Origin of the sequence: Bradyrhizobium oligotrophicum S58 (assembly GCF_000344805.1) — a bacterium.
Lineage (GTDB): Bacteria > Pseudomonadota > Alphaproteobacteria > Rhizobiales > Xanthobacteraceae > Bradyrhizobium > Bradyrhizobium oligotrophicum.
On sequence record NC_020453.1, the window covers coordinates 2,231,068 to 2,254,189 of the forward strand.

The window sequence follows — 23,122 nt, forward strand, 5'->3', positions numbered from 1 at the left end:
ACCTTCACTTCCCAACGCCTAATTACTCATTCGCAGACCGCGCGCTTGGTGCGTCTGCTTCATTTGGAGCCGGCTGGCGCTGCGAGCGCGGCCGGATGATGCCATGACCGTCGAAGTCACCCGCCTGAAGGCCGACAAACGTCCCGCCGCGATCCGCGTCGTGATCCCGTTCGTGACCCGCCACTGGCTGAAGCAGCCGCGCATGACCCTCGGCATCGCCGTGGCGTTGCTCGGCGCCACAGCCGCCGACCTGTTCATGCCGCTATTCTCCGGCCGGCTGGTCGATGCGCTGACGCTCGGCCCGGCAAATGTCGATGCCCGGCACGCCGCGCTGATCTCGTTCGGCGCCATCGTCGCGCTGGGCTTCGCCTCGATCGTGCTGCGGCTGTGGGGGCTGCAGCTGATCGTGCCGTTCACCCTGCGCATCATGTCCGATGTCGCGCGAGATGCCTTCGTGCGCGTGCAGCGCTTCTCGACCGACTGGCACGCCAACAGCTTCGCCGGCTCGACCGTGCGCAAGATCACCCGGGGCATGTGGGCGCTCGACCTCTACAACGACACCATCCTGCTGGCGCTGCTGCCGTCGCTGTCGGTGCTGCTGGGCTCGATGGTGCTGCTCGGCCTGCATTGGGGCGCGCTGGGCGGCGTCATCGCAGTCGGCGCGGTGCTGTATGTCTCCATGACGGTCGCGTTTTCGACCCGCTACATCGCGCCGGCGGCGCGCATCTCCAACGCCTGGGACACCAAGGTCGGCGGCACGCTCGCGGATGCACTGAGCTGCAACTCCGTCGTGAAGTCGTTCGGCGCCGAGGCGCGCGAGGACTTCAGGCTGATGCGCGTCGTCAGCCGCTGGTCCCGGCGCGTCAACCGCACCTGGCTGCGCTACAACACCACGGCCGCGGTGCAGCTCGGCGTGCTCCTGTGCCTGCGTTCGTCGGTGATCGGCGGCGCCGTGCTGCTGTGGATGGCGGGCAAGGCCTCGCCGGGCGACGTCACCTATGTGCTGACCAGCTACTACGTGATCCATGCTTACCTGCGCGACGTCGGCATGCACATCAACAACCTGCAGCGCGCGGTCAACGACATGGACGAGCTGGTCGCGATCCACAGCGAGCCGATCGGCATCGTCGATGCCGAAGGTGCCAAGCCGATCGCAGTGACCGGCGGGCACATCGTGTTCGATGCGGTGACGTTCCACTATGGCGGCCATCGCACCCCGCTCTACGACCGGCTGTCGGTGGACATCCGGCCGGGCGAGCGGATCGGCCTCGTCGGGCGCTCCGGCTCCGGCAAGACGACCTTCGTCAAGCTGGTGCAGCGGCTCTATGACGTGACCGATGGGCGGATTCTGATCGACGGTCAGGACATCGCGCGGGTGACGCAGGACTCGCTGCGCAGCCAGATCGCGATCGTGCAGCAGGAGCCGATCCTGTTCCACCGCTCGCTGGCGGAGAACATCGCCTATGGCCGGCCGGGTGCCAGCCAGGCCGCGATCGAGCAGGCTGCGCGGCTTGCCAACGCGCATGAGTTCATCACGCGCCTGCCGAAGGGCTACGGCACGCTGGTTGGCGAACGCGGCGTCAAATTGTCCGGGGGCGAACGGCAGCGGGTGGCGCTGGCGCGGGCCTTCCTGGCGGACGCACGCGTGCTGATCCTGGACGAGGCGACGTCGAGCCTGGATTCGGAGTCGGAGGCGCTGATCCAGGAGGCGATGGAGCGGCTGATGAAGGGCAGGACGGCGATCGTGATCGCGCATCGTCTGGCGACCGTGCGCAGCCTCGACCGCATCCTGGTGTTCGACCGCGGCCGCATCGTCGAGCAGGGCAGCCACGCCGCGCTGGTCGGCAAATCGGGCGGGCTCTATCGCAGCCTGTTCGAGCGGCAGGCGATCGAGTTCGGCCAGCTCTCGGCGGCAGGATGATCAAAATGGTGAGGGGCCCGGCGCTGTCGGCGCCGAGCCCCTCATGAACATATCAGCCGGCCTGTAAGCCGGGTTCTGTAGGGCACCGCCACGCTTGCGCATGACGATACGCGACGGCCATTCCTCTGGGATCGCGCTTGCGCGAGACCTCGGGCAACCTACCCGGACGGCGAGCCTGACATCGCTCCCGCGGACGTCATCGCCTGGCGGTCGTCTGCCTGGGGCGATTGTCTCCGCGTGGCCGTCCCTATTCGGTTTTGCTCCCGGTGGGGTTTACCATGCCGGTTCCGTTGCCGGCCCCGCGGTGCGCTCTTACCGCACCTTTTCACCCTTACTGCCTCCCTTGCGGGAGGAAGCGGTTCGTTCTCTGTGGCACTGTCCCTGGGGTCGCCCCCGCCGGACGTTATCCGGCACCGCATGTCGATGGAGCCCGGACTTTCCTCCCCGGCGGCCTTTCGGCACCTGCCGGAGCGGCCGTCCGGCCGACTGATGGAGCCTGAATGGGACCTCCGGCGCGGCACGTCAAGCCATCGATGCGCCAGCGAAAAATATTATGCTCATCGTGTCGTTCCCCGGACGCGCCGTTCGACTGGATGTCGGCGACCCAGCCGAACGCAAGGAGCAAATCCCATGCAATATCTGTTGATGATCTATCAGAACGAGGTCGAATACGCGAAGCGTGACAAGAACACCGAGCAGGCGATGCTGGCCGAGTACCAGACCTTCACCCAGTCGATCATCGCGAGCGGCAATTACAAGGGCGGCGACCGGCTGCAGCCGACCACGACGGCGACGACGGTGCGGGTTCGTGACGGCAAGATGCTGACCACGGACGGCCCCTTCGCCGAAACCCGCGAACAGCTCGGCGGCTATTACATGATCGAGGCCAAGAATCTCGACGAGGCGATCGGCATTGCTGCCCGGATTCCGGGCGCCCGTATCGGCTCGATCGAGGTGCGGCCGATCTGGCAGTACGATCATTGAGGCGGCCGGCGCTACGGGCCTGCGAAAATGTCATCGATGACGCCTGACGCGATCGAGACGGTGTTCCGCGACGAGGCCGGCCGCGCGCTCGCGACCCTAATCAGGCTCGTCGGTGACTTCGATCTGGCCGAGGACGCGTTGCAGGATGCGTTTGCGGCAGCGCTGCTCAAATGGCGGGGGTCTGACGCCCCCGCCAATCCGCGCGCCTGGCTGGTCAATGTCGCCCGCAACAAGGCGATCGATCGGATCAGGCGACGGCGCAACTTTCGTGGCAAGGAACAACAGATCGTGCACGCGATCGAGCTCGATGCTGCGGACGAGGAGGAGGCCGCGCCGCCGGATCTCGACGACGACATGCTGCGGCTGATCTTCACCTGCTGCCACCCGTCGTTTGCGCCGGAGGTCCAGGTGGCGCTCACGCTGCGCACGGTGTGCGGCTTGACCACGGCCGAGGCGGCTCGCGCCTTCCTGAGCACCGAGGAGGCGATGTCGCAGCGCCTGGTGCGGGCCAAGCAGAAGATCCGCCTCGCCGGCATTCCCTACGAGGTGCCGGGACGCGACGCACTCGAGGAACGACTTCGCGGCGTCCTGACCGTGATCTATCTGGTGTTCACCGAAGGCTATCTCGCGACCTCCGGCACCGAGCTGATTCGCCACGATCTCGCCTGCGAGGCGATCCGGCTCGGGCGGCTGCTTCTTGGCCTGATGCCGGACGCAGGGGACATCAAGGGCCTGCTCGCCCTGATGCTGCTGCACGATGCGCGCCGGGCCGGACGCACCGATGCGGCGGGCGACATCGTCCTGCTGGAGGAGCAGGACCGCTCGCTGTGGAATCGTGAGCAGATCGCAGAAGGCCTTGCGTTGGTCGAACAGGCGCTTGGCGTCAAAGGGCGTCCGCAGCCCTATACGGTCCAGGCGGCGATTGCCGCACTCCATGCCCAGGCGCCCAGCTACGATCAGACGGACTGGCGCCAGATCGTCGGACTTTACGAGGTGCTGCTGCGGATCGCGCCATCGCCCGTCATCGAACTCAATCATGCGGCTGCGGTCTCGATGGTCGACGGCCCGGCGCGGGCGCTCGGGCTGGTCGATTCACTGGCCGCGCGCGGCGGCTTGAAGCAGTACGACCTGTTGCCGGCGGTGCGGGCGGACCTGCTGCGGCGGCTCGATCGGCGCGAGGAGGCCCGCGCAGCCTATCTCGCGGCGAGCGACGCAACGCAGCTTGCACCGCTCAAGCGTCTCTATGCCAGCCGGCTCGCCGAGCTCGATGCGGGGTGAATCAGACGCGTGGCGCCGAATCCTCTGCCGGCAGGCTCGTCAGCAGCGCATGCAACGTCCACAACGTGGAGCGGTCAGCGATGCCGTCGATCTTTTCGGGGCGGAAGTGCCGCTGGAATGCGGTGACGACCTCCATGGTGAGGCCGTCGAATTTGCCGGTGATCGGCACGCCATAGCCATATCTGGCGAGCGCCTTCTGCAGGCCCTTGACGTCATCGCCGATGCTGCCGAGCTTCAGCGTCTCGCCCTTGGTGATCGCCGCCGGCTGCACCCAATGGCCGACGCCCGAATTTGCCAGCGAGTGCCACGGGAATTTCTCGCCAGGATCCTTCTTGCGCGACGGGGCGACGTCGGAATGACCGAGCACGCGGTGGGCCGGCACGTTGCGGCGGAGCATGATGCCGCGGCACAGCGCGATCACGGCCGCGATCTGCCGCGGCGGAAAATCCGGATAGCCCCAATCGTGACCGCGATTGACGATCTCGATGCCGATTGAGCAGGAGTTGATGTCCTCCTCGCCGCCCCAGGAGGACAGACCCGCGTGCCAGGCGCGCAGCGCCTCCGGCACGCATTGCACGATGCGCCCGTCCTCCAGCACAATGTAATGCGCGGACACCTCGGTGCCGGCAGTGCACAGCTTGGTGATCGCGCCGTCGACGTCGGGCATGCCGGTGTAGTGCAGGATGACCATGTCCGGCTGACGCCCGCCCTTGCGCTCGCCGAAATTCGCCGACGGGATCACGTCGGACGCGATCGACGAGTCCGGCGTGAACAGGGGCAGGTCTGAAATGCCCTTGGGGATCGGCAGCGCACGGGGGCGCTTCGATTCCGGCTTGTCGGAGGAGCTTGGCATGAACGACTCGAAGCGGACGGCGACGGCAATGGCTCAAATCGAATAGGGCAGGCACTACTCTTTTACATGTGCCAGCCGCAATCGAAATCGCATCCCGACCGATCATATTGATCGAGAGGAGGAGAGCGGCTCATCCGCGATCGATTCTGCCGTCCCCACTCAGCCGTGCCCAACATCCGCCACAGACCGTCAACGGTTTGTTAACGCTAAACGCCGTTACTAAGTGGTGAAGAGCCAAGCCGGCTTTCGGGACGGCAGCGCCACCATGCAAGGTCCTGCACGGGAGATCGCGGTGACGAGCGGTGCCGGGAACACCCGGCGGCGCGCGACCGCTGTCGGATCGGGGATGCCGCCGGCACGACCAATGCGTGCCGGCGTTCGCGCATGGGGTTGGCGGGGCATCGACCGTCCCGGGAGATGGCTTGGCGAGTTGACGGGGCGCGAGGATCGAAGGCGCGATGGGCTCGCTGCCGAGCAAAGTCAGTCTGAAACAGCGGCATCCTCGCGGGGGTGGCGCGTGAGCACGGCTGACCAGCGGCACATCCCGGTGCTGGGTCCGGAAGCGGTCGAGATGCTCGCACCGCGCGACGGCGGAACCTATCTCGACGCGACGTTCGGCGCCGGCGGTTACACACGCCTGATCTTGCAGACGCCGGGCACACGCGTGCTCGGAATCGACCGCGACAGCACCGCGATCGCCGGCGGCGCCGGTCTCGTCGCGGAAGCGGGTGGTCGCCTGACCCTGGTCGAAAGCCGCTTCTCGGCGATCGCCGATGTCTGTGTGTCGCAGGGCCTTGCCCGGATCGATGGCATCGTCATGGACGTCGGCGTGTCGTCGATGCAGCTCGATTCTGCCGCGCGTGGCTTCTCGTTCAGGTTCGACGGTCCGCTCGACATGCGGATGGGCGGTGCGGGACCGACCGCCGCCGACATCGTCGCGCACGCCGCCGAGCGCGACTTGGCTGACGTCATCTACATCTTCGGCGAAGAGCGGCATTCGCGTGGCGTGGCGCGCGCGATCGTCGCCGCGCGCAAGGAACAGCCGATCACGACGACGCGGCAGCTCGCCGACATCGTCGCGCGCGTGGTGAGGTCCAAGCCGGGCGACATTCATCCGGCGACCCGGACATTCCAGGCGCTGCGCATTCTCGTCAATGAAGAGCTCGATGAGCTCGAACAGGCGCTGTCTGCGGCCGAGCGCATCCTGGCGCCGGGCGGCCGGCTGGCCGTCGTCTCGTTCCATTCACTTGAGGACCGGATCGTCAAGACGTTCCTCGCCGAGCGCAGCAAGACCGGCGGCGGCTCGCGCCATCTGCCGGAGATCGCCCAGGAGACGCCGAGCTTCCACCTGCTGAACCGCAAGCCGGTCGTGGCTGCGGAGACCGAGATCGAGGCCAATCCTCGCGCGCGTTCCGCCAAGCTGCGCGGCGCGGAACGCACGGCAGCGCCGGCGCACGTCCCGCCATCGTCGTCGCCCTGGCCGCGCCTGGCCGATGTCCTGCGAGGAGGGTGAGCGATGCGGCTCCTGCACCTCGTCGTGATCTGCTCGCTGATCTTCGCGGCGGCCTATGTCTATCGCATCAAGATGGACTCGACCGCGCGCGTCGAGCGCGTGCTGCAGCTGCGCGCCGAAATCCGCGAGCAGCGCGAAGCCATCGCGATCCTGCGCTCGGAATGGGCCAAGCTCGATGCGCCGCTGCGTTTGCAGGGGCTGGTCGAGCGGCATCTGCCGCTGAAGCCGCTCAATGCCACGCAGTATGACAGCCTGAAAAATCTGCCGGAGCGTCCGCCGCGGTTCACCCGTCCGGACAATCCGGATCCGATCGGATCGATGATCGATACGATCGACGCGATCAATGAAGAGCCGCCCGTGACCGGATCCGTGCCTCGTCCGGAGGATCAGCAATGACCGATCAGCTTCGGCCTCGCGTCAAGCCGCAGGAACCCTGGCGACAGCGACTGGTGCGCACGCTGCTGTACGGGCGCAATGTCGATCGCACCGCCAAGGCGCGCGCGCGCGTCGGCCTGGCGATCATCGCCTTCGCCGCCGTCTATGCCGTCATCGGCGGCCGGCTCGTGATGTTCGCAGTCGGCTCCGACGGCCCTAGCGCGCGGCGGGCTGCGCAGCAGGACGCCATTGCCACCGCGCGCCCCGATATCGTCGACCGCAACGGCGCCGTGCTGGCGACCGATGTCAAGACGCCGAGCCTGTTCGCCGAGCCACGCCGCCTCATCGACAAGGATGAGGCGATCGAGCTGCTCACCGCGACCTTGCCCGATCTCGATACGAACGAAGTGCGCGAGCGCATGATGTCGCGCAAGGGCTTCGTCTGGCTCAAGCGCGAGATGACGCCGAAGCAGCAGCAGGACATCCATCGCCTCGGCCTGCCGGGCGTCGGCTTCTTGCGGGAAAACAAGCGCGTCTATCCGACCGGCAACGAGGTTGCGCATCTGATCGGCCTGGTGAACATCGACAACCAGGGCATCGCCGGCATGGAGAAGTGGCTCGACAATCAGGGGCTCGCCGACCTGCACCGCGCCGGCTTCGCCACCGATCGCCTGCAACGGCCGATCGAGCTCTCGGTCGATCTGCGCGTCGAGCATGCGCTGCGCGACGAACTGCTCAAGGCCAAGGACAAGTTCAAGACCAAGGCGGCCTCCGGTCTCGTCGTCAACGTCAGGACCGGCGAGATCATCGCGATGGTGTCGCTGCCGGACTTCGATCCGAACAGCCCGAAAGAGGCGCATGATCCGGATCGGATCAACCGCCTGACGACGGGCGTCTACGAGATGGGCTCGACTTTCAAGGCCTTTACCCTGGCGATGGCGCTGGACAGCGGCAAGTACGATCTCAACTCGCTGTGGGATGCGCGCGGGGCGCTGCATTACGGCAAGTTCGCGATCCATGACGACGAGCCGAAGGGGCGCTTCCTCAACATGAAGGAGGTGTTCTACTTCTCCTCCAACGTCGGGGCGGCCCGGATCGCATTGGCGCAGGGCGTGGAAGCGCACAAGGCTTTCCTGCGCAAGATGGGCCAGTTCGACCGGTTGCGCACCGAGCTGCCGGAGAGCGCCTCGCCGATCCTGCCCAAGCGTTGGAGTGAATTGAACACGATCACGATCTCGTTCGGTCACGGCATGGCGGTGGCGCCGCTGCAGGGCGTGATGGGCGTCAGCGCGCTGGTCAATGGCGGCTACCTGATCCCGCCGACCTTCATGAAGCGCACCGAGGCCGAGGCGATGCAGATCGCCAAGCGCGTCATCAAGCCGGAGACCTCGGAGAAGATGCGCTACCTGATGCGTCTGAACGCCGAGATCGGCACCGCGAAACATGCCGACGTCAAGGGCTATTACATCGGCGGCAAGACCGGCACCGCCGAGAAGGTGATCAACGGCCGCTATGCCAAGAAGAAGGTGCTGACCCTCTTCACCGCCGTGATCCCGGCAGACAAGCCAAAATACCAGCTCCTGATCATGCTGGACGAGCCGCAGCCGCTCAAGGAAACCTACGGCTTCATCACCTCCGGCTGGAACGCGGTGCCGACCGCCGGCAATGTGATCTCCCGGATCGGGCCGTTATTGGGAATCGAGCCCCGTTTCGATCTGCCGCCGTCCGACCGCCAAATTCTTGCGGCATCGCGGCTGACACAGTAAGCCGTCTCGAATCGCAGGCTTTGGAGCTGCCGCCGACCGGGCGGAGCCAGGACTGGTACGGAACCAGGATGAAAATTCACGACCTCCTGGGCGATCAGGCAACGCTCGACGCCCGCATCGCCGCAGTCGAGATCTCCGGCCTCGCCGTCGACAGCCGCGCGGTCCGGCCCGGCGACCTGTTTTTTGCCCTGTCCGGCACCAAGACCGATGGCGCCCGCTTCATCGCGGCCGCTATCGCGGCCGGTGCGGTCGCCGTGGCCGGTGCGGCGGGCACTGGAACAGGGCTGGCCGTTCCATTCATCGCCCTGGCGAACCCGCGGCGGGCGCTCGCGCTCGCTTCGTCTCGGTTCTATCCACGGCAGCCGGCGACGATCGCCGCCGTCACCGGCACCAGCGGCAAGACATCGGTCGCGGCGTTCACGCGGCAGATCTGGCAGAGGCTCGGTCACAGCTCGGCCAGCATCGGGACCATCGGGCTGGTATCGGACAAGCGCACTGTCTACGGCTCGCTGACGACGCCCGATCCGATCGCGCTGCATCGGCAGATCGACGAAATCACGCAGGATGGCGTGACGCATCTGGCGTTCGAGGCTTCCTCGCACGGGCTCGATCAATTCAGGCTCGACGGTGTCAGGGTGTCGGCCGGCGGGTTCACGAACCTGTCGCGGGACCACATGGACTACCATCCCGACCTTGCACATTATCTCAATGCCAAGCTCAGACTGTTCCGCGATCTCGTTCCGCCAGGCGGGCCGGCGGTGATCTCAGCCGATCATGAATGCTCGCCGGAGGTCATCGCCGCGGCGGATGCGCGCGGGCTTCGTCTGATGACGGTGGGGACGCACGGCGACGGCGCGGGGGCGGGCATCCGGCTGGTGGCCGCAGCGGTCGATGGATTCGCGCAACAACTCGAAATCCAGCATTGCGGCCGCATCTATTTCATCCGGCTGCCGCTGGTCGGCGCGTTTCAGATCGAGAATGCGCTGGTCGCCGCCGGCCTTGCCATCGGCACCGGCAGTGATCCGCAAGCGGTGTTCGAGTCGCTGGAGAAGCTCGAAGGCGCCAAGGGCAGGCTCGAGCTGGTCGGCGAGCACAATGGCGCACCCATATTCATCGACTACGCGCACAAGCCGGATGCGCTCGCCAAGGCGCTGCATGCGCTGCGGCCCTATGCCACGCGAAAACTCGTTGTCGTGTTCGGCGCCGGCGGCGACCGTGACACCGGCAAGCGCCCCTTGATGGGCGCGATCGCGGCCGAAGAGGCCGACAGCATCATCGTCACCGACGACAATCCGCGCAGCGAGGATCCGGCCGCGATCCGCGCCGCGATCCTGGCAGCCGCACCCGGCGCGCGCGAGATCGGCGACCGCGCCGAGGCGATCCGGGTTGCGATCAGCGAGCTGCAGCCCGGCGATGCGCTGGTGATCGCCGGCAAGGGCCACGAGACCGGACAGATCATCGGCAGCAATGTTCTGCATTTCAGCGATCATGAAGCGGTCGCGGACGCGTTGGCATCGAGGGCATCATGACGAGGGCGCTGTGGACGGTGGCCGAGGCGGCGCGCGCGCTCGGCCTCGCCGGTGACTATCCGGAAACCCCGATCGATTTCGTCACGCAGGACAGCCGCGCGGTGAAGCCCGGCAGCCTGTTCGTCGCGCTCAGCGGCACACCGAGCGGCGGGTTCGTGTCGAGCTTTGCCTCCAGCCGCGACGGCTGGGAGTTCGCGGCGAATGCCGAGGCGGCCGGCGCGGTCGCGATGATCGTGCCGCACAGGATCGAGGGCATCACGGTTCCGCAACTCGTGGTGCCGGATACGCTGATCGATGGATTGTGGGCGCTGGCGCGCGGCGCACGGGCGCGCTTCCACGGCCCCGTGATCGGGCTGACCGGCAGCGCCGGCAAGACCTCGACCAAGGAGTTCATCGCGGCCTATCCCGGTGCCTCTGCAAGCCCGTCGAGCTTCAACAATTTCTGGGGCGTGCCGCTGACGCTCTGCAACGCCGATCCCAACGCTTCGGTCTGGGTCGTCGAGATGGGCATGAACCAGACAGGCGAGATCGCCCGGCTGACGGAGCTGTCAAAACCGACGGTGGCGCTGGTCGTCAACGTCCAGCCGGTGCACCTGGAGAAGCTCGGCAGCCTGGAAGCGATCAGGAAAGAGAAGGTCTCGATCGCGTGCGGCCTGCCGGCGGATGGCGTTCTCGTGCTGCCGGCCGATCTTGCGGCGCCGGAATGGACGGGCAAGGTGATCCGCTTCGGCGGCGATGCGGAGGTGCGCGAAGTCTCGCACATCGCGCGCGGCGAAAGCTGGGATGTGACAGCTGACATCGCCGGCCGCCGCGTCGCATTCGCGCTGACGCCGGGCGCGCCGCATCGCCTGCACAATGCGCTGGCGGCGCTCGCATCCGTGACGGCGGCCGGACTCGATCCCGCGTTGCTGGCGCAGGAACTCGGGCAGGTCGGCATCATGACGGGGCGCGGCGTCGAGCAGACCGTCGGCGACATCGTTCTGATCGACGACAGCTTCAACGGCAATCCCGCCAGCATGGCGGCCGCACTCGACAGCCTGCAGGCCCGGCCGGTGCGGGGACGTCGGATCGCCGTCATCGGCGACATGCTTGAGCTCGGTGCCGAAGCGCCGGCCTATCATGCCGATATGGTCGGGCATCTCGCTGATATCGACGGCGTCTATTGCGTCGGCCCGCTGATGCGTCACCTGTTCGACAACCTGCCGCGGGAGAAGCGGCTCGGCTGGCACGAGGATCCGGTGACACTGGATGCCGGGCAGGTTGCGGCACTGCTGGCTCCGGGCGACGTCGTGGTCATCAAGGGCAGCAAGAAGATCTTCTGGGTCAACAAATTCGTGTCGAAGCTCGCAGCGGCGCTGCCGGGCAGAAGTTGAAATCCGGCGATATCGCGGCGCGGCAGAGCGATTTCTTTTCACCGGTGGTCAGGGCAGCCATGCCGGACGGATCATTCCCGTCAGGCTATGATTCGCACCCCGGCCCCGATCATGGTTAAAGAGACCGGGCCAGATTCGCGAATGCGAATCCGTGTTCGCGGTCTCGGTGAGGCGGCATAGGCGGGTTGGATGTTCTACTGGTTGATCGAGCTGACGAATACGTTTCCGAGCCTGTCGGTGTTTCGCGGGCTGCTGAACGTGTTCCGCTACATTACGTTCCGGACCGGCGGCGCCGTGGTCACCGGCGCGCTGTTCGTGTTCCTGTTCGGCCCCTGGATCATCGATCACCTGCGCTTGCGCCAGGGCAAGGGACAGCCGATCCGCACCGATGGCCCGCAATCGCATATCATCAGCAAGAAGGGCACGCCCACCATGGGCGGCCTGATGATCCTGTCCGGCCTCGTCGTCTCTACCGTACTGTGGGCCAACCCGCTCAATCCGTATGTCTGGATCGTGCTCGCGGTGACGCTCGGCTTCGGCTTCGTCGGCTTCTATGACGACTATCTGAAGGTCACCAAGCAGTCGCATTCCGGCTTTGCCGGCCGTGCACGGCTGCTGATCGAGGCCGCGATCGCGCTGGTGGCCTGCTATGCGCTGGTCAGGCTCGGGCGCGATCCATCCTCGACCGGGCTCGCCATTCCGTTCTTCAAGGATCTCGTCATCAAGTTCGGCTGGCTGTACGTTCTCTTCGGCGCCTTCGTCATCGTCGGCGCCGGCAATGCCGTCAACCTGACCGACGGGCTCGACGGCCTCGCGATCGTGCCGGTGATGATTGCCTCGGCGAGCTTCGGCCTGATCGCCTATCTCGCCGGCAACGCCGTGTTCTCCGACTATCTGCAGATCCACTATGTCGCGGGCACCGGCGAGCTCGCCGTGCTCTGCGGCGCGGTGCTTGGCGCCGGTCTCGGCTTCCTCTGGTTCAACGCCCCCCCGGCCTCGATCTTCATGGGCGACACCGGCTCGCTGGCGCTCGGCGGCATGCTCGGCTCGATCGCGATCGCGGTAAAACACGAGATCGTGCTGGCCGTGATCGGCGGCCTGTTCGTGCTCGAAGCGGTGTCGGTGATCGTGCAGGTGGCGTCGTTCAAGCTGACCGGCAAGCGCATCTTCAGGATGGCGCCGATCCACCATCATTTCGAGCAGCTCGGCTGGACCGAGCCGCAGATCGTGATCCGGTTCTGGATCATCTCGGTGATGCTGGCGCTGGTCGGCCTGTCGACCCTGAAGCTGCGCTGACATGATCCCCGTCACCTCGTTTGCCGGCAAGACGGTCGCCGTATTCGGGCTCGGCGGCTCGGGGCTGGCCTCGTGCCACGCGCTCCGTGCCGGCGGCGCCGAGGTGATCGCGGCCGACGACGGCGCCGACCGGATGACGGACGCCGCGAAGGCGGGTTTCATCACCGCCGATCTGCGCACCGTCTCCTGGGCGCACTTCGCCGCTTTGGTGCTCGCGCCGGGGGTGCCGCTGACCCATCCCGTCCCGCATTGGAGCGTGCTCAAAGCGCGCGAGGCCGGTGTCGAGGTGATCGGCGATATCGAGCTGTTCTGCCGTGAGCGCCGGCGCCACGCGCCGGATGCGCCGTTCGTCGCCATCACCGGCACCAACGGCAAATCGACGACGACGGCACTGATCGCGCATCTGATGCGGGTCGCCGGCTACGACACCCAGATGGGGGGCAATATCGGCACGGCGATCCTGTCGCTGGAGCCGCCGCGGATGGGCCGCGTCCACGTCATCGAGATGTCGTCCTACCAGATCGACCTGACGCCCTCGCTCGATCCGAGCGTCGGAATCCTGCTCAATGTCAGCGAGGATCACATCGATCGCCACGGCACCATCGCGAACTACGCCGCCGTGAAGGAGCGGCTGGTGGCGGGAGTCAAACCTGCGGGCACCGCGATCGTCGGCGTCGACGACGGTTTTTCGCGCGCGATTGCCGACCGGCTCGATCAGTCCGGTAAGCGTGTTGTCCGCATCTCGGTCAAGAACCCGCTGGCCGACGGGCTTTATGTCGAGCACGAGGCCATCATGCGCAGCGCAGGCGGGGCGCGCAGCGAAATCGCGCGACTCGGCGGCATCGGCTCGCTGCGCGGCCAGCACAATGCGCAGAACGCAGCTTGCGCTGCGGCGACCGCGCTTGCGCTAGGCGTAAAGCAGGACGTACTGCAGCAGGGCCTGCGCAGCTTTCCGGGGCTGGCGCATCGGATGGAGCAGGTCGGTCGGCTCGGCAACGTGCTGTTCGTCAACGATTCCAAGGGCACCAACGCGGACGCGACCGCGCATGCGCTGTCGTCCTTCGCCGAGATCTTCTGGATCGCCGGCGGCAAGCCCAAGGCGGGCGGCATCACCAGCCTCGCAGGCTTCTTCCCGCGCATCCGCAAGGCCTATCTGATCGGCGAGGCGGCCTCGGAGTTCGCCGGCACGCTCGGCGACAACGTTCCGCACGACATGTCGGGCACGCTCGAGGTCGCGGTCGCCCAGGCGGCCGCCGACGCGGAGGCCTCGGGATTGAAGGACGCCGTGGTGCTGCTGTCGCCGGCCTGCGCCTCGTTCGACCAGTTCCGCAACTTCGAAATCCGCGGCACGCATTTCCGCGAACTGGTGCAGGCGCTGCCGGGCGTGGAGCGGGTGGTTTAATCGCTCTCCCACCAACCTCTGCTGTCGTCCCCCGCGAAAGCGGGTGACCCAGTATTCCAGAGGCCGATGTGCTTTCGCCGCGCTGCCGCGGCGTACTGGATCCCCCGCTTTCGCGGGGGATGACGAGTCTTTGTTGGATCACCCGCCTGCTCTAATTGATGGGAGTAGCTTAACCCTTCGATAACCATCCTGGGCGCCAATGGGCTGATTCCTTAAGGCCTCAGGTGGACGCCCGATGCTCTCCCGTGAAGAACGCAATCCGCTGTCCGACTGGTGGTGGACGGTCGACCGGCCGCTGCTCGGCGCGATCCTGGCATTGATGCTGTGCGGGGTGATCCTGTCACTCGCGGCGAGCCCGCCGGTGGCGACCCGGATCGGGCTCGACCCGTTCCACTTCTTCAACCGCCACGTCCTGTTCCTGCTGCCGTCCTTCATCGTGCTGATCGGCGTCTCGTTCCTGTCGCCGCGCCAGATCCGGCGCAGCGCGCTGGTGGTGTTCGCGATCGCGATCGTGCTGATCGTGCTCACGCTCGCCATCGGCCCGGAGGTGAAGGGCTCACGGCGCTGGATCACGCTGGTGGGTGTCAACATCCAGGCCTCCGAGGCGGCAAAGCCGGCCTTCGTCGTGGTGTCCGCCTGGCTGTTTTCGGAATCGGCGCGGCGGCCCGACATGCCGGCGACGACGATGGCGCTGACGCTGCTGCTGATGCTGGTGTCGCTGCTGGTCATGGAGCCGGATTTCGGCCAGACCATGCTGATCCTGATGGTGTGGGGCTCGCTGTTCTTCATCGCCGGCATGCGCATGATCTGGGTCGCCGGCCTTGCGGGGGCCGCGGCCGCCGGGCTGTTCGGCGCCTACCTGCTGGTCCCGCACGTCGCCGGCCGCATCAAGCGCTTCATGAATCCGGCCTCCGGCGACACCTTCCAGGTCGACACCGCGATGGAGGCGTTTTCGAACGGCGGCTGGTTCGGGCTCGGGCCGGGCGAGGGCATCGCCAAGCGCAGCCTGCCGGATAGCCACACCGACTTCGTGTTCGCGGTCGCCGCCGAGGAATTCGGGATCATTCTCTGCCTGGCGCTGGTCGCGCTGTTCGCCTTCATCGTGATCCGCACGCTGTCGCGCGCCTATGCCACCGAGGATGGCTTTTCGCGCTTCGCAGCCTCGGGCCTGGCGATCCTGTTCGGCATCCAGGCGGCCATCAACATCTCGGTCAACCTGCAGCTGATCCCGGCCAAGGGCATGACCCTGCCGTTCGTCTCCTATGGCGGCTCCTCGATCGTGTCGCTCGCCTATGGCGTCGGCATGATGCTGGCGCTGACGCGGCAACGGCCGCGGATCGAGGCCGAGGCGACCGACGCGGCCGGCTCACTGCGCAACTATGCGTAAGCCGCCTCGCTCGCATTGACGACACATTGCCTGTAAACATCAGCGCATGACCTCATCTGCGCCTCTCATTCTGCTCGCGGCCGGCGGCACCGGCGGCCATCTGTTTCCCGCCGAAGCGCTCGGCGTCGAGCTGATCAAGCGCGGCTTTCGCGTCCGTCTGGTCACCGACGCGCGCGCCTTGCGCTACAGCGGGCTGTTCACCAAGGACATGATCGACGTGGTGCCGAGCGAGACGGTGCGCAGCCGTTCGCCGATTGCGCTCGCGCGCACCGCGCTGCTGCTCGGCACCGGCACCGTGGCTGCTTTCAACCTGATGCGGCGGTTGAGGCCTGCGGCCGTCATCGGCTTCGGCGGCTACCCGACCGTGCCGCCCTTGCTCGCCGCTCGTCTTGCCGGCGTGCCCAGCCTGATCCATGACGCCAATGCCGTGCTCGGCCGCGCCAATCGTTTCCTGTCCTCGCATGTGAAGGCGATCGCGACCTCGCTGCCGGGCGTGCTCGACCGTGATCCCGCGTTGTCGGCCAAGACGACCACGGTCGGCACGCCGATGCGTCCTGCGATCCTCGAAGCTGCGGCCGTGCCTTACATGCCGCCGGAGACCGCGGGTCCGCTGCGGCTCCTCGTGGTCGGCGGCAGCCAGGGCGCGCGTGTGATGAGCGACATCGTCCCCGGCGCGATCGAGCGGCTGGAGCCGGCGCTGTGGAGCCGGCTGGTGCTGACCCAGCAGGTCCGCCAGGAGGACATGGCGCGGGTGCGCGCGGTCTACGACCGGCTCAAGATCAACGCCGAATTGCAGCCATTCTTCACCGACCTGCCGGCGAGGCTGGCGGCCAACCACCTCGTGATCTCGCGCTCCGGCGCCGGGACCGTGGCCGAGCTCGCCGCGATCGGCCGACCCTCGATCCTGGTGCCGCTGCCCGGCGCCATCGACCAGGACCAGTTCGCCAATGCCGGCGTGCTGTCGGACGCGAACGCCGCGATCCGGATCGTGCAGTCCGAATTCACGCCCGACCGGCTGGCCTCGGAGATCTCGGCGCTCGCCGCCGAGCCCGCGCGGCTGGCCGGGATGGCCCAGGCGGCGCGCGCGGCGGGGCGGCTGGATGCCGCAGAGCGGCTGGCCGATCTGGTGATCAGGACGGCCGGCCTCTGAGACTCCCCGGGCGGCGGGCTAGATGGCAGAAAATCGGCCAAAATCCGGCCGGAACTGCTGAAAATTCGTGGTTTTTCCGGCTTTTGCGGGCTTGTCCCAACCTGCCATGTCTTGCATGAAGGGCGCATGATTCGGAGCGCGCGGCCGGACCTCGGCCGGGCGTTCCGCGACACCATGGACGGGATGCCTCATGAGATTGCCGCGCGAGATCGGACCCATCCACTTCGTCGGGATCGGCGGCATCGGCATGAGCGGCATCGCCGAGGTGCTGTGCAATCTCGGCTACACGGTGCAGGGATCTGACGCGTCTGACAACGCCAATGTCGCGCGCCTGCGCGAGAAGGGCATCACTGTCAGCGTCGGCCACAAGGCTGAGAACGTCGCCGGCGCTGATGTCGTCGTCGTGTCGACCGCGATCAAGCGCGACAATCCGGAACTGATGGCGGCGCGCGCCCAGCGCATTCCCGTCGTCCGCCGCGCCGAGATGCTGGCCGAACTGATGCGGCTGAAGAGCTGTGTCGCCATCGCCGGCACCCATGGCAAGACCACGACCACCTCGATGGTGGCGACCCTGCTCGATGCCGGCGGCCTCGATCCGACCGTCATCAATGGCGGCATCATCAACGCCTACGGCACCAATGCTCGGCTCGGCGCCGGCGAATGGATGGTGGTCGAAGCCGACGAGAGCGACGGCACCTTCCTGAAGCTGCCGGCAGATGTCGCCATCGTCACCAATGTCGATCCCGAGCATCTCGATCACTTCAAGACCTTCGATGCCGTGCAGGAGGCCTTCCGCACCTTCGTCGAGAACGTGCCGTTCTACGGCTTCGCCGTGATGTGCATCGATCATCCGATCGTACAGGCGCTGGTTGGCAAGATCGAGGACCGCCGCATCATCACCTACGGCACCAATCCGCAGGCCGACGTGCGGCTGGTCGATCTGACGCCTGCGGGGGGCGGCTCGCTGTTCAAGGTGGTGTTCCGCGATCGCAAGACCGGCGCCACGCATGAGATCGCCGACATCATGCTGCCGATGCCGGGGCGGCACAACGCCTCCAACGCCACGGCTGCGATCGCCGTGGCGCATGAGCTCGGCCTGTCCGGTGAGGCGATCCGCAAGGCGCTCGCGGGCTTCGGCGGCGTCAAGCGCCGCTTCACCCGCACCGGCGAGTGGAACGGGGTCACCGTCATCGATGATTACGGCCATCATCCAGTGGAGATCGCGGCCGTGCTCAAGGCGGCGCGCGAATCCACCAACGGCAAGATCGTCGCGGTGGTACAGCCGCATCGCTACACCCGCCTGCAATCGCTGTTCGAGGAGTTCTGCACCTGCTTCAACGACGCCGATGCTGTGGTCGTGGCGGACGTCTACGCCGCCGGCGAAGCGCCGATCGAAGGCATCGATCGCGATCATTTCGTGCTGGGCCTGCGCGCCCACGGCCATCGCGAGGTGGTGCCGCTGCCGAAGGCTGCTGACCTCGCCGGCATCGTCAAGGACCTCGCCAAGTCAGGTGATCTCGTCGTCTGCCTCGGTGCCGGCAACATCACGCAATGGGCCTACGCGCTGCCCGGCGAGTTGAAGGCGCTGGGGTAGGGTGGTGACGTTCCCCGACATCACACCCGAGCTCAAGGCCGCCATGCCGGAGCTGCGCGGGCGGCTGCTTGCGAATGAAATCCTGGCGCCGTTCACCTGGTTTCGCGTCGGTGGCCCGGCGCAGGTGCTGTTCACGCCGGCGGATGCCGACGACCTCGCCTACTTTCTGAAACACCTTCCAGCTGAGTTGCCAGTGTACGTCATCGGCGTCGGCTCCAACCTCATCGTGCGCGACGGCGGGGTACCTGGCGTGGTGATCCGGCTGGCGCCGCGTGCGTTCGGCGAGGTCAAAGCGGACGGCGACATCGTCACAGCCGGCACTGCCGCGCTCGACAAGCGCGTCGCCGAGGTCGCGGCGTCGGCAAACCTCGCCGGCCTCGAATTCCTGTTCGGCATCCCCGGCACGATCGGCGGCGCGCTGCGCATGAATGCCGGCGCCAATGGCGGCGAGACCAAGGACATCCTCGTTGAAGCGATTGCGATCGACTGCCGGGGCGAGACGCACCGCTTCAACAATGCCGACATGAAGTTCACCTATCGCGCGAGCGGCGTCGATCCGGCGCTGATCTTCACGGCGGCCCGCTTTCGCGGCACGCCGTCGTCGCCGGAGGCGATCCGGTCGCGCATGGCCGAGGTGCAGGCGCATCGCGAGACGGCCCAGCCGATCCGCGAGAAGACCGGCGGCTCGACCTTCAAGAATCCGCCCGGACATTCCGCCTGGAAGCTGGTCGATGCTGCGGGCTGCCGCGGCTTCAAGGTCGGCGGCGCCCAGGTCTCCGAAATGCACTGCAACTTCCTGATCAACACCGGCAACGCCACCGCCGATGACATCGAAACGCTCGGCGAGACCGTGCGTGAGCGGGTCAAGGCGAGCTCGGGCATCGCATTGCAGTGGGAGATCAAGCGGATTGGAATCAAGGCGAGCTGATCAGTCCGCTGGTTCAAGTGACTTCAGCGCAGTCGCGATCGCGTTTGAGATCAACCGAGAAGACATTGATGCACACTACGATTCTGTTCGGCGGCTCCAACAAGGAACGGCTCGTCTCGGTCGCCAGCGCCAAGGCGCTGCACGCCGCGCTGCCTGAGGCTGACCTCTGGTTCTGGGAGGCTGACGATACGGTGCATCAGGCCAGCGGCAAGGCGCTGGTCGCGCATGCCAAGCCGTTCGAGGAGGCGTTCACCGCCGATGGCGCCACGGTCGGCACTCTCGGCGAGGCGCTCGATCGCGCCAGGGCCGAGGATCGGGTTCTGGTGCTCGGCCTGCATGGCGGCCGGGCTGAGAACGGCGAGCTTCAACTGATGTGCGAGCTTCGCGGCGTCCCGTTCACGGGCTCGAGCTCCGCGGCCTCGCACCTCGCCTTCGACAAGGTCGCCGCGAAGCGCTTCGCCGTGCTCGGCGGTGTGACGGTGGCGGAAGGCGTTGCGCTCGACGACGCCGAGGCTGCGCTTGCGCGCTACGGCAAGCTGATCGCCAAGCCGGTGAAGGACGGATCGAGCTTCGGCCTGATCTTCGTCAATGCGCTGCAGGACCTCGTCGCCGTCCGCGGCGCCGCCACGACCGAGGAGTATCTGATCGAGCCGTTCGTCACTGGGACCGAGGCGACCTGCGGCGTGCTCGAACAATCCGACGGATCGCTGATCGCGCTGCCGCCGATCGAAATCCTCCCCGCCGACGGCGCCTTCAACTATTTTGCGAAGTACCTCGCGGCGGCGACCAAGGAGATCTGTCCGGGCCGCTTCAGTCCGGAGATCACGGCGGCTTTGCAGGAGGAGGCGATCAAGGCCCATCGCGCCTTGTCCTGCGGCGGCTACTCGCGGACCGACTTCATCGTCTCGAGCAATGGTCCGGTCTATCTCGAGACCAACACGCTGCCCGGGCTGACCGCGGCCTCGCTCTACCCCAAGGCCTTGCAGGCTCAGGGGATCGCCTTTGTCGATTTCCTCAATCAGCAGATTGCCTTGGCCGAACGTCGCGTTCGCCGTGAGGGCGTTCGATAGACGCCCCGAAGGAACCCGGCCCGGGGTCCCCCGGTGGTTCCTGTAACCTGTAAAATGCTTAAGAATTCCGGGCAAGGTCCTCAAAAATCGGAGAAAAAATTTGTCTCTCCGGACCGATTTTACTTTTTGTTTACCAGGACGTCCGAAGGTTAACGCTGGCGCCTCAGTGGTGCTCGGCTGCCTTGAGCTGTCGTGACGAAACGCATCGCGGTGGTCATCACCGTATCGGGGGTCACCAGCGTCCTGGCGGGTCGGGGGCCGAGGAGCGCGGGTCCGCGACGTATTTGCGGGCGCAACAGTAATGAGCTCGTGCAATGGATGGTGCAGGACGCCTCGCTCGATCGCAGAGGCCCCAAGCTGACCTGAAGGCCGCTGCCCTTGGCGCGGCAATCCTGCTGCGCGAGTACGTGTCGGCCCGTCTTCCGCGCGTCAGGTTCGCGGTCGGTGGTGCCAGGCAGCGGCACAATGGCCGGTCGGCCCGCCGTGATCGTGCACCGATGCAGGCCGCACTGGCGCCGATGGTCGAGCGCGAGGCGCCGCCGCGCGTCGTCGCGTTCGTCGAGCGCTATCTGCCGCGTCGCCTCGGCACCGTTGCGACGGTGGCGCTGCTGTTCGGCAGCGTCTGGCTCGGCATCGTCAAGGGCGGCCACGCCCAGGACGTCAGCGCGGCCCTCTCCGACACCCGCAATGCGCTGGCCAATGCGGCCGGCTTCCGCATCACGGCGGTCGCGATCAACGGCCGAAAGCAGCTCACTCAGGACGAGATCCTCGCGATCGGCGGCGTCACCGGCCGCTCCTCGCTGCTGTTCCTCGATGCCGCCGCCGTCCGCGACAAGCTCAAGGCCAATCCCTGGATCGCCGAAGCGACGGTGCAGAAATTCTTTCCCAGTCAGCTGCAGATCGACATCGTCGAACGCAAGGCGTTCGCGCTCTGGCAGCAGGACGGCCGTCTCTCGGTCATCGCCGATGATGGCGCCGTGCTGGAGCCTTATGTATCGCGCCCCTTCCTGACCCTGCCGCTCGTGGTGGGGAAGGGCGCCGAGAGCCGCGCGCGCGACTTCCTCGCTTTGCTCGCGCGCTATCCGCAGGTCCGCGCCGTGACCAAGGCGGCGGTCTTCATCGGTGAGCGGCGCTGGAACCTGCGCACCAAGGACGGCCTCGACATCCGCCTGCCCGAGAACGACGTCGGCAACGCGCTGGCTTCGCTCAGCTGGCTCGATCAGGACGACAAGCTGTTCTCGCGCGACATCGTCGCCATCGACATGCGTCTGCCCGATCGCCTGACCGTGCAACTATCCGACGACGCGGCCAAGGCCCGCGAGGATCTGTTCAAGGACAAGGCGAAGGCCAAGAAGAAAGCCGGTGACGCATGACCGGCTTCGATCGCCAGACCCCGAAGACCCGCCCGATGGGCCAGAAGCGCACCGCGCTGGTGGCCTCACTCGACGTCGGCACCAGCAAGATCGCCTGCATGATCGCGCGGCTGAGGCCGGCACCGCCGAGCGATGCGCTGCGCGGCCGCACCCATGCGGTGGAGCTGATCGGCTACAGCCAGATCCAGTCGCGCGGCGTCAAGGCCGGCGCCGTGGTCGACCCGGTCGAATGCGAGCAGGCCGTGCGTCAGGCGGTCGCCCTGGCCGAGCGCATGGCGAAGGTGCGGGTCGAGTCCGTCCTGCTGCCGGTCGCCGGCGGCCGCGTGATGGGTCACCTGATCGAGGCCACCTCGGACATTCGCGGCGGCGCCGTTACCCAGGCCGATGTCAGCCGCGTCACCTCCACCGGTATGCACCACGCTACCGGCGACGGGCGGGCGGTGCTGCATGCTCTGCCGGTCGGCTACACGCTCGATGGCGTGAAGGGCATCCGCGATCCCCGCGGCATGCTGGCCCGGCAGTTCGGCGTCGACATGAACGTGGTCACCACCGACGCCACCGTGGCCAAGAACCTGATGCTCGTGGTCGAGCGCTGCCATCTCAACGTCGAGGCGATGGCGGCAAGCCCGTATGTTGCCGGGTTGTCGGTGCTGACCGACGACGAGGCGGATCTCGGTGCGGCCGTGGTCGAGATGGGGGCGGGCACCACGACGATCGCGATCTATTCCGGCGGGCGCTTCGTCCATGCCTCCGGTTTTGCGCTCGGCGGGCATCACGTGACCATGGATCTTGCGCGCGGACTATCAGCGTGCATTGCAGATGCCGAGCGAATCAAGACGTTATATGGCACGGTGCTGACTGGCGGGTCCGACGCGCGTGAGTTGATGTCTGTTCCGACGGCCGGTGACAACGAGCGGGATGTTCCGCAGATCGTGTCCCGCGCCACCATCGCGAACATCGTCAGGCACCGCGCAGAGGAGATATTTGAAATGGTCCGCGACCGGCTGAAGGATTCGCCCTTTGCGGCAGAACCCAAGGCGCGCGTCGTCCTCAGCGGAGGCGCCTCCCAGCTGACGGGTCTGGTCGAGCTTGCGACCCGGATCCTCGACCGTCCCGTGCGGGTCGGTCGTCCGCTCGGCTTCGGCCGTCTCCCCAATGAGGCCAAGAACGCCGCCTTTGCGGTGCCCACCGGGCTCCTGGTCTATCCGCAATACGCGCACCTGGAACATGTCGAACCGCGGCATACGCGGCAGGTCGGGACAGGAACCGACGGCTATTTCGGAAAGGTCGGACGATGGCTACGCGAGGGCTTTTGATGACCGAGTTCCGT

At 66.7% G+C, this 23,122-nt stretch carries 18 protein-coding genes and 1 other RNA gene; 17 read left to right on the forward strand and 2 right to left on the reverse strand.

The genetic code is table 11. The features are described 5' to 3' along the window. The first annotated feature begins 103 nt into the window (after positions 1-103). Positions 104-1,921 (forward strand): ABC transporter ATP-binding protein, encoded by a 1,818-nt coding sequence (locus S58_RS09525; protein ID WP_015665079.1) that lies wholly within the window; start codon positions 104-106, stop codon positions 1,919-1,921. A 48-nt stretch (positions 1,922-1,969) separates the two neighbouring features. On the opposite strand, the gene rnpB is transcribed toward S58_RS09525, so the two are convergent. Beyond that, positions 1,970-2,411: RNase P RNA component class A (gene rnpB, locus S58_RS35945), an RNA gene on the reverse strand. 140 nt (positions 2,412-2,551) lie between these two features. On the opposite strand from rnpB, the gene S58_RS09530 reads away from it, so the two are divergent. Together S58_RS09530 and S58_RS09535 are read left to right on the forward strand one after the other, a co-directional pair. After that, entirely contained in the window at positions 2,552-2,905 is a 354-nt protein-coding gene (locus S58_RS09530; protein WP_015665080.1) for a YciI family protein, read from the forward strand. A 36-nt stretch (positions 2,906-2,941) separates the two neighbouring features. Continuing rightward, positions 2,942-4,183: an RNA polymerase sigma factor gene (locus tag S58_RS09535; RefSeq protein WP_015665081.1), complete on the forward strand. Its 1,242-nt coding sequence runs from the start codon at positions 2,942-2,944 to the stop codon at positions 4,181-4,183. 1 nt (position 4,184) lies between these two features. Here the strand turns inward: S58_RS09535 and S58_RS09540 are convergent, their stop codons facing one another. Then, positions 4,185-5,036, reverse strand: coding sequence for a peptidoglycan recognition protein family protein (locus S58_RS09540; RefSeq protein ID WP_015665082.1), 852 nt, complete (start codon positions 5,034-5,036; stop codon positions 4,185-4,187). 346 nt (positions 5,037-5,382) lie between these two features. Here S58_RS09540 and rsmH point away from each other — a divergent pair, with 346 nt between their 5' ends. The 14 genes from rsmH (at position 5,383) to ftsA (ending at position 23,108) form a co-directional block, all read left to right on the forward strand. After that, complete coding sequence (gene rsmH, locus S58_RS09545; protein WP_377811996.1) at positions 5,383-6,549, forward strand: 16S rRNA (cytosine(1402)-N(4))-methyltransferase RsmH; 1,167 nt, start codon at positions 5,383-5,385, stop codon at positions 6,547-6,549. 3 nt (positions 6,550-6,552) lie between these two features. Further along, positions 6,553-6,945: a cell division protein FtsL gene (gene ftsL, locus S58_RS09550; RefSeq protein ID WP_015665084.1), complete on the forward strand. Its 393-nt coding sequence runs from the start codon at positions 6,553-6,555 to the stop codon at positions 6,943-6,945. Then, on the forward strand, positions 6,942-8,690 hold the full coding sequence (locus S58_RS09555; protein ID WP_015665085.1) for a peptidoglycan D,D-transpeptidase FtsI family protein: 1,749 nt from the start codon (positions 6,942-6,944) through the stop codon (positions 8,688-8,690). Before ftsL ends, S58_RS09555 begins: the two co-directional genes overlap by 4 nt. 68 nt (positions 8,691-8,758) lie before the next feature. Continuing rightward, a complete protein-coding gene (locus tag S58_RS09560; RefSeq protein ID WP_042339092.1) occupies positions 8,759-10,219 on the forward strand; it encodes a UDP-N-acetylmuramoyl-L-alanyl-D-glutamate--2,6-diaminopimelate ligase in 1,461 nt (486 codons plus the stop codon). Continuing rightward, positions 10,216-11,592, forward strand: coding sequence for a UDP-N-acetylmuramoyl-tripeptide--D-alanyl-D-alanine ligase (locus S58_RS09565; protein ID WP_015665087.1), 1,377 nt, complete (start codon positions 10,216-10,218; stop codon positions 11,590-11,592). The genes S58_RS09560 and S58_RS09565 overlap by 4 nt, the downstream gene beginning before the upstream one ends. Positions 11,593-11,781: 189 nt before the next feature. Beyond that, positions 11,782-12,888 (forward strand): phospho-N-acetylmuramoyl-pentapeptide-transferase, encoded by a 1,107-nt coding sequence (mraY, locus tag S58_RS09570; RefSeq protein WP_015665088.1) that lies wholly within the window; start codon positions 11,782-11,784, stop codon positions 12,886-12,888. A 1-nt stretch (position 12,889) separates the two neighbouring features. Next, entirely contained in the window at positions 12,890-14,290 is a 1,401-nt protein-coding gene (gene murD / locus S58_RS09575; protein WP_015665089.1) for a UDP-N-acetylmuramoyl-L-alanine--D-glutamate ligase, read from the forward strand. Positions 14,291-14,525: 235 nt separating this feature from the next. Then, on the forward strand, positions 14,526-15,677 hold the full coding sequence (gene ftsW, locus S58_RS09580) for a putative lipid II flippase FtsW (RefSeq protein ID WP_015665090.1): 1,152 nt from the start codon (positions 14,526-14,528) through the stop codon (positions 15,675-15,677). A gap of 46 nt (positions 15,678-15,723) precedes the next feature. Continuing rightward, entirely contained in the window at positions 15,724-16,827 is a 1,104-nt protein-coding gene (murG, locus tag S58_RS09585) for an undecaprenyldiphospho-muramoylpentapeptide beta-N-acetylglucosaminyltransferase (protein ID WP_015665091.1), read from the forward strand. A gap of 190 nt (positions 16,828-17,017) precedes the next feature. Continuing rightward, positions 17,018-18,421, forward strand: a complete 1,404-nt coding sequence (gene murC, locus S58_RS09590) for a UDP-N-acetylmuramate--L-alanine ligase (protein WP_015665092.1) — start codon at positions 17,018-17,020, stop codon at positions 18,419-18,421. Positions 18,422-18,425: 4 nt separating this feature from the next. Beyond that, positions 18,426-19,349 carry a UDP-N-acetylmuramate dehydrogenase gene (murB, locus tag S58_RS09595; protein WP_042340673.1) on the forward strand — a complete coding sequence of 308 codons (924 nt, stop codon included), beginning with the start codon at positions 18,426-18,428 and terminating at the stop codon, positions 19,347-19,349. 68 nt (positions 19,350-19,417) lie between these two features. Then, positions 19,418-20,419, forward strand: a complete 1,002-nt coding sequence (locus S58_RS09600) for a D-alanine--D-alanine ligase family protein (protein ID WP_015665094.1) — start codon at positions 19,418-19,420, stop codon at positions 20,417-20,419. Positions 20,420-20,733: 314 nt separating this feature from the next. Continuing rightward, positions 20,734-21,792, forward strand: a complete 1,059-nt coding sequence (locus S58_RS09605; RefSeq protein WP_042339099.1) for a cell division protein FtsQ/DivIB — start codon at positions 20,734-20,736, stop codon at positions 21,790-21,792. Continuing rightward, positions 21,789-23,108: a cell division protein FtsA gene (gene ftsA / locus S58_RS09610; RefSeq protein WP_015665096.1), complete on the forward strand. Its 1,320-nt coding sequence runs from the start codon at positions 21,789-21,791 to the stop codon at positions 23,106-23,108. The genes S58_RS09605 and ftsA overlap by 4 nt, the downstream gene beginning before the upstream one ends. The last annotated feature ends 14 nt before the right edge of the window (positions 23,109-23,122 follow it).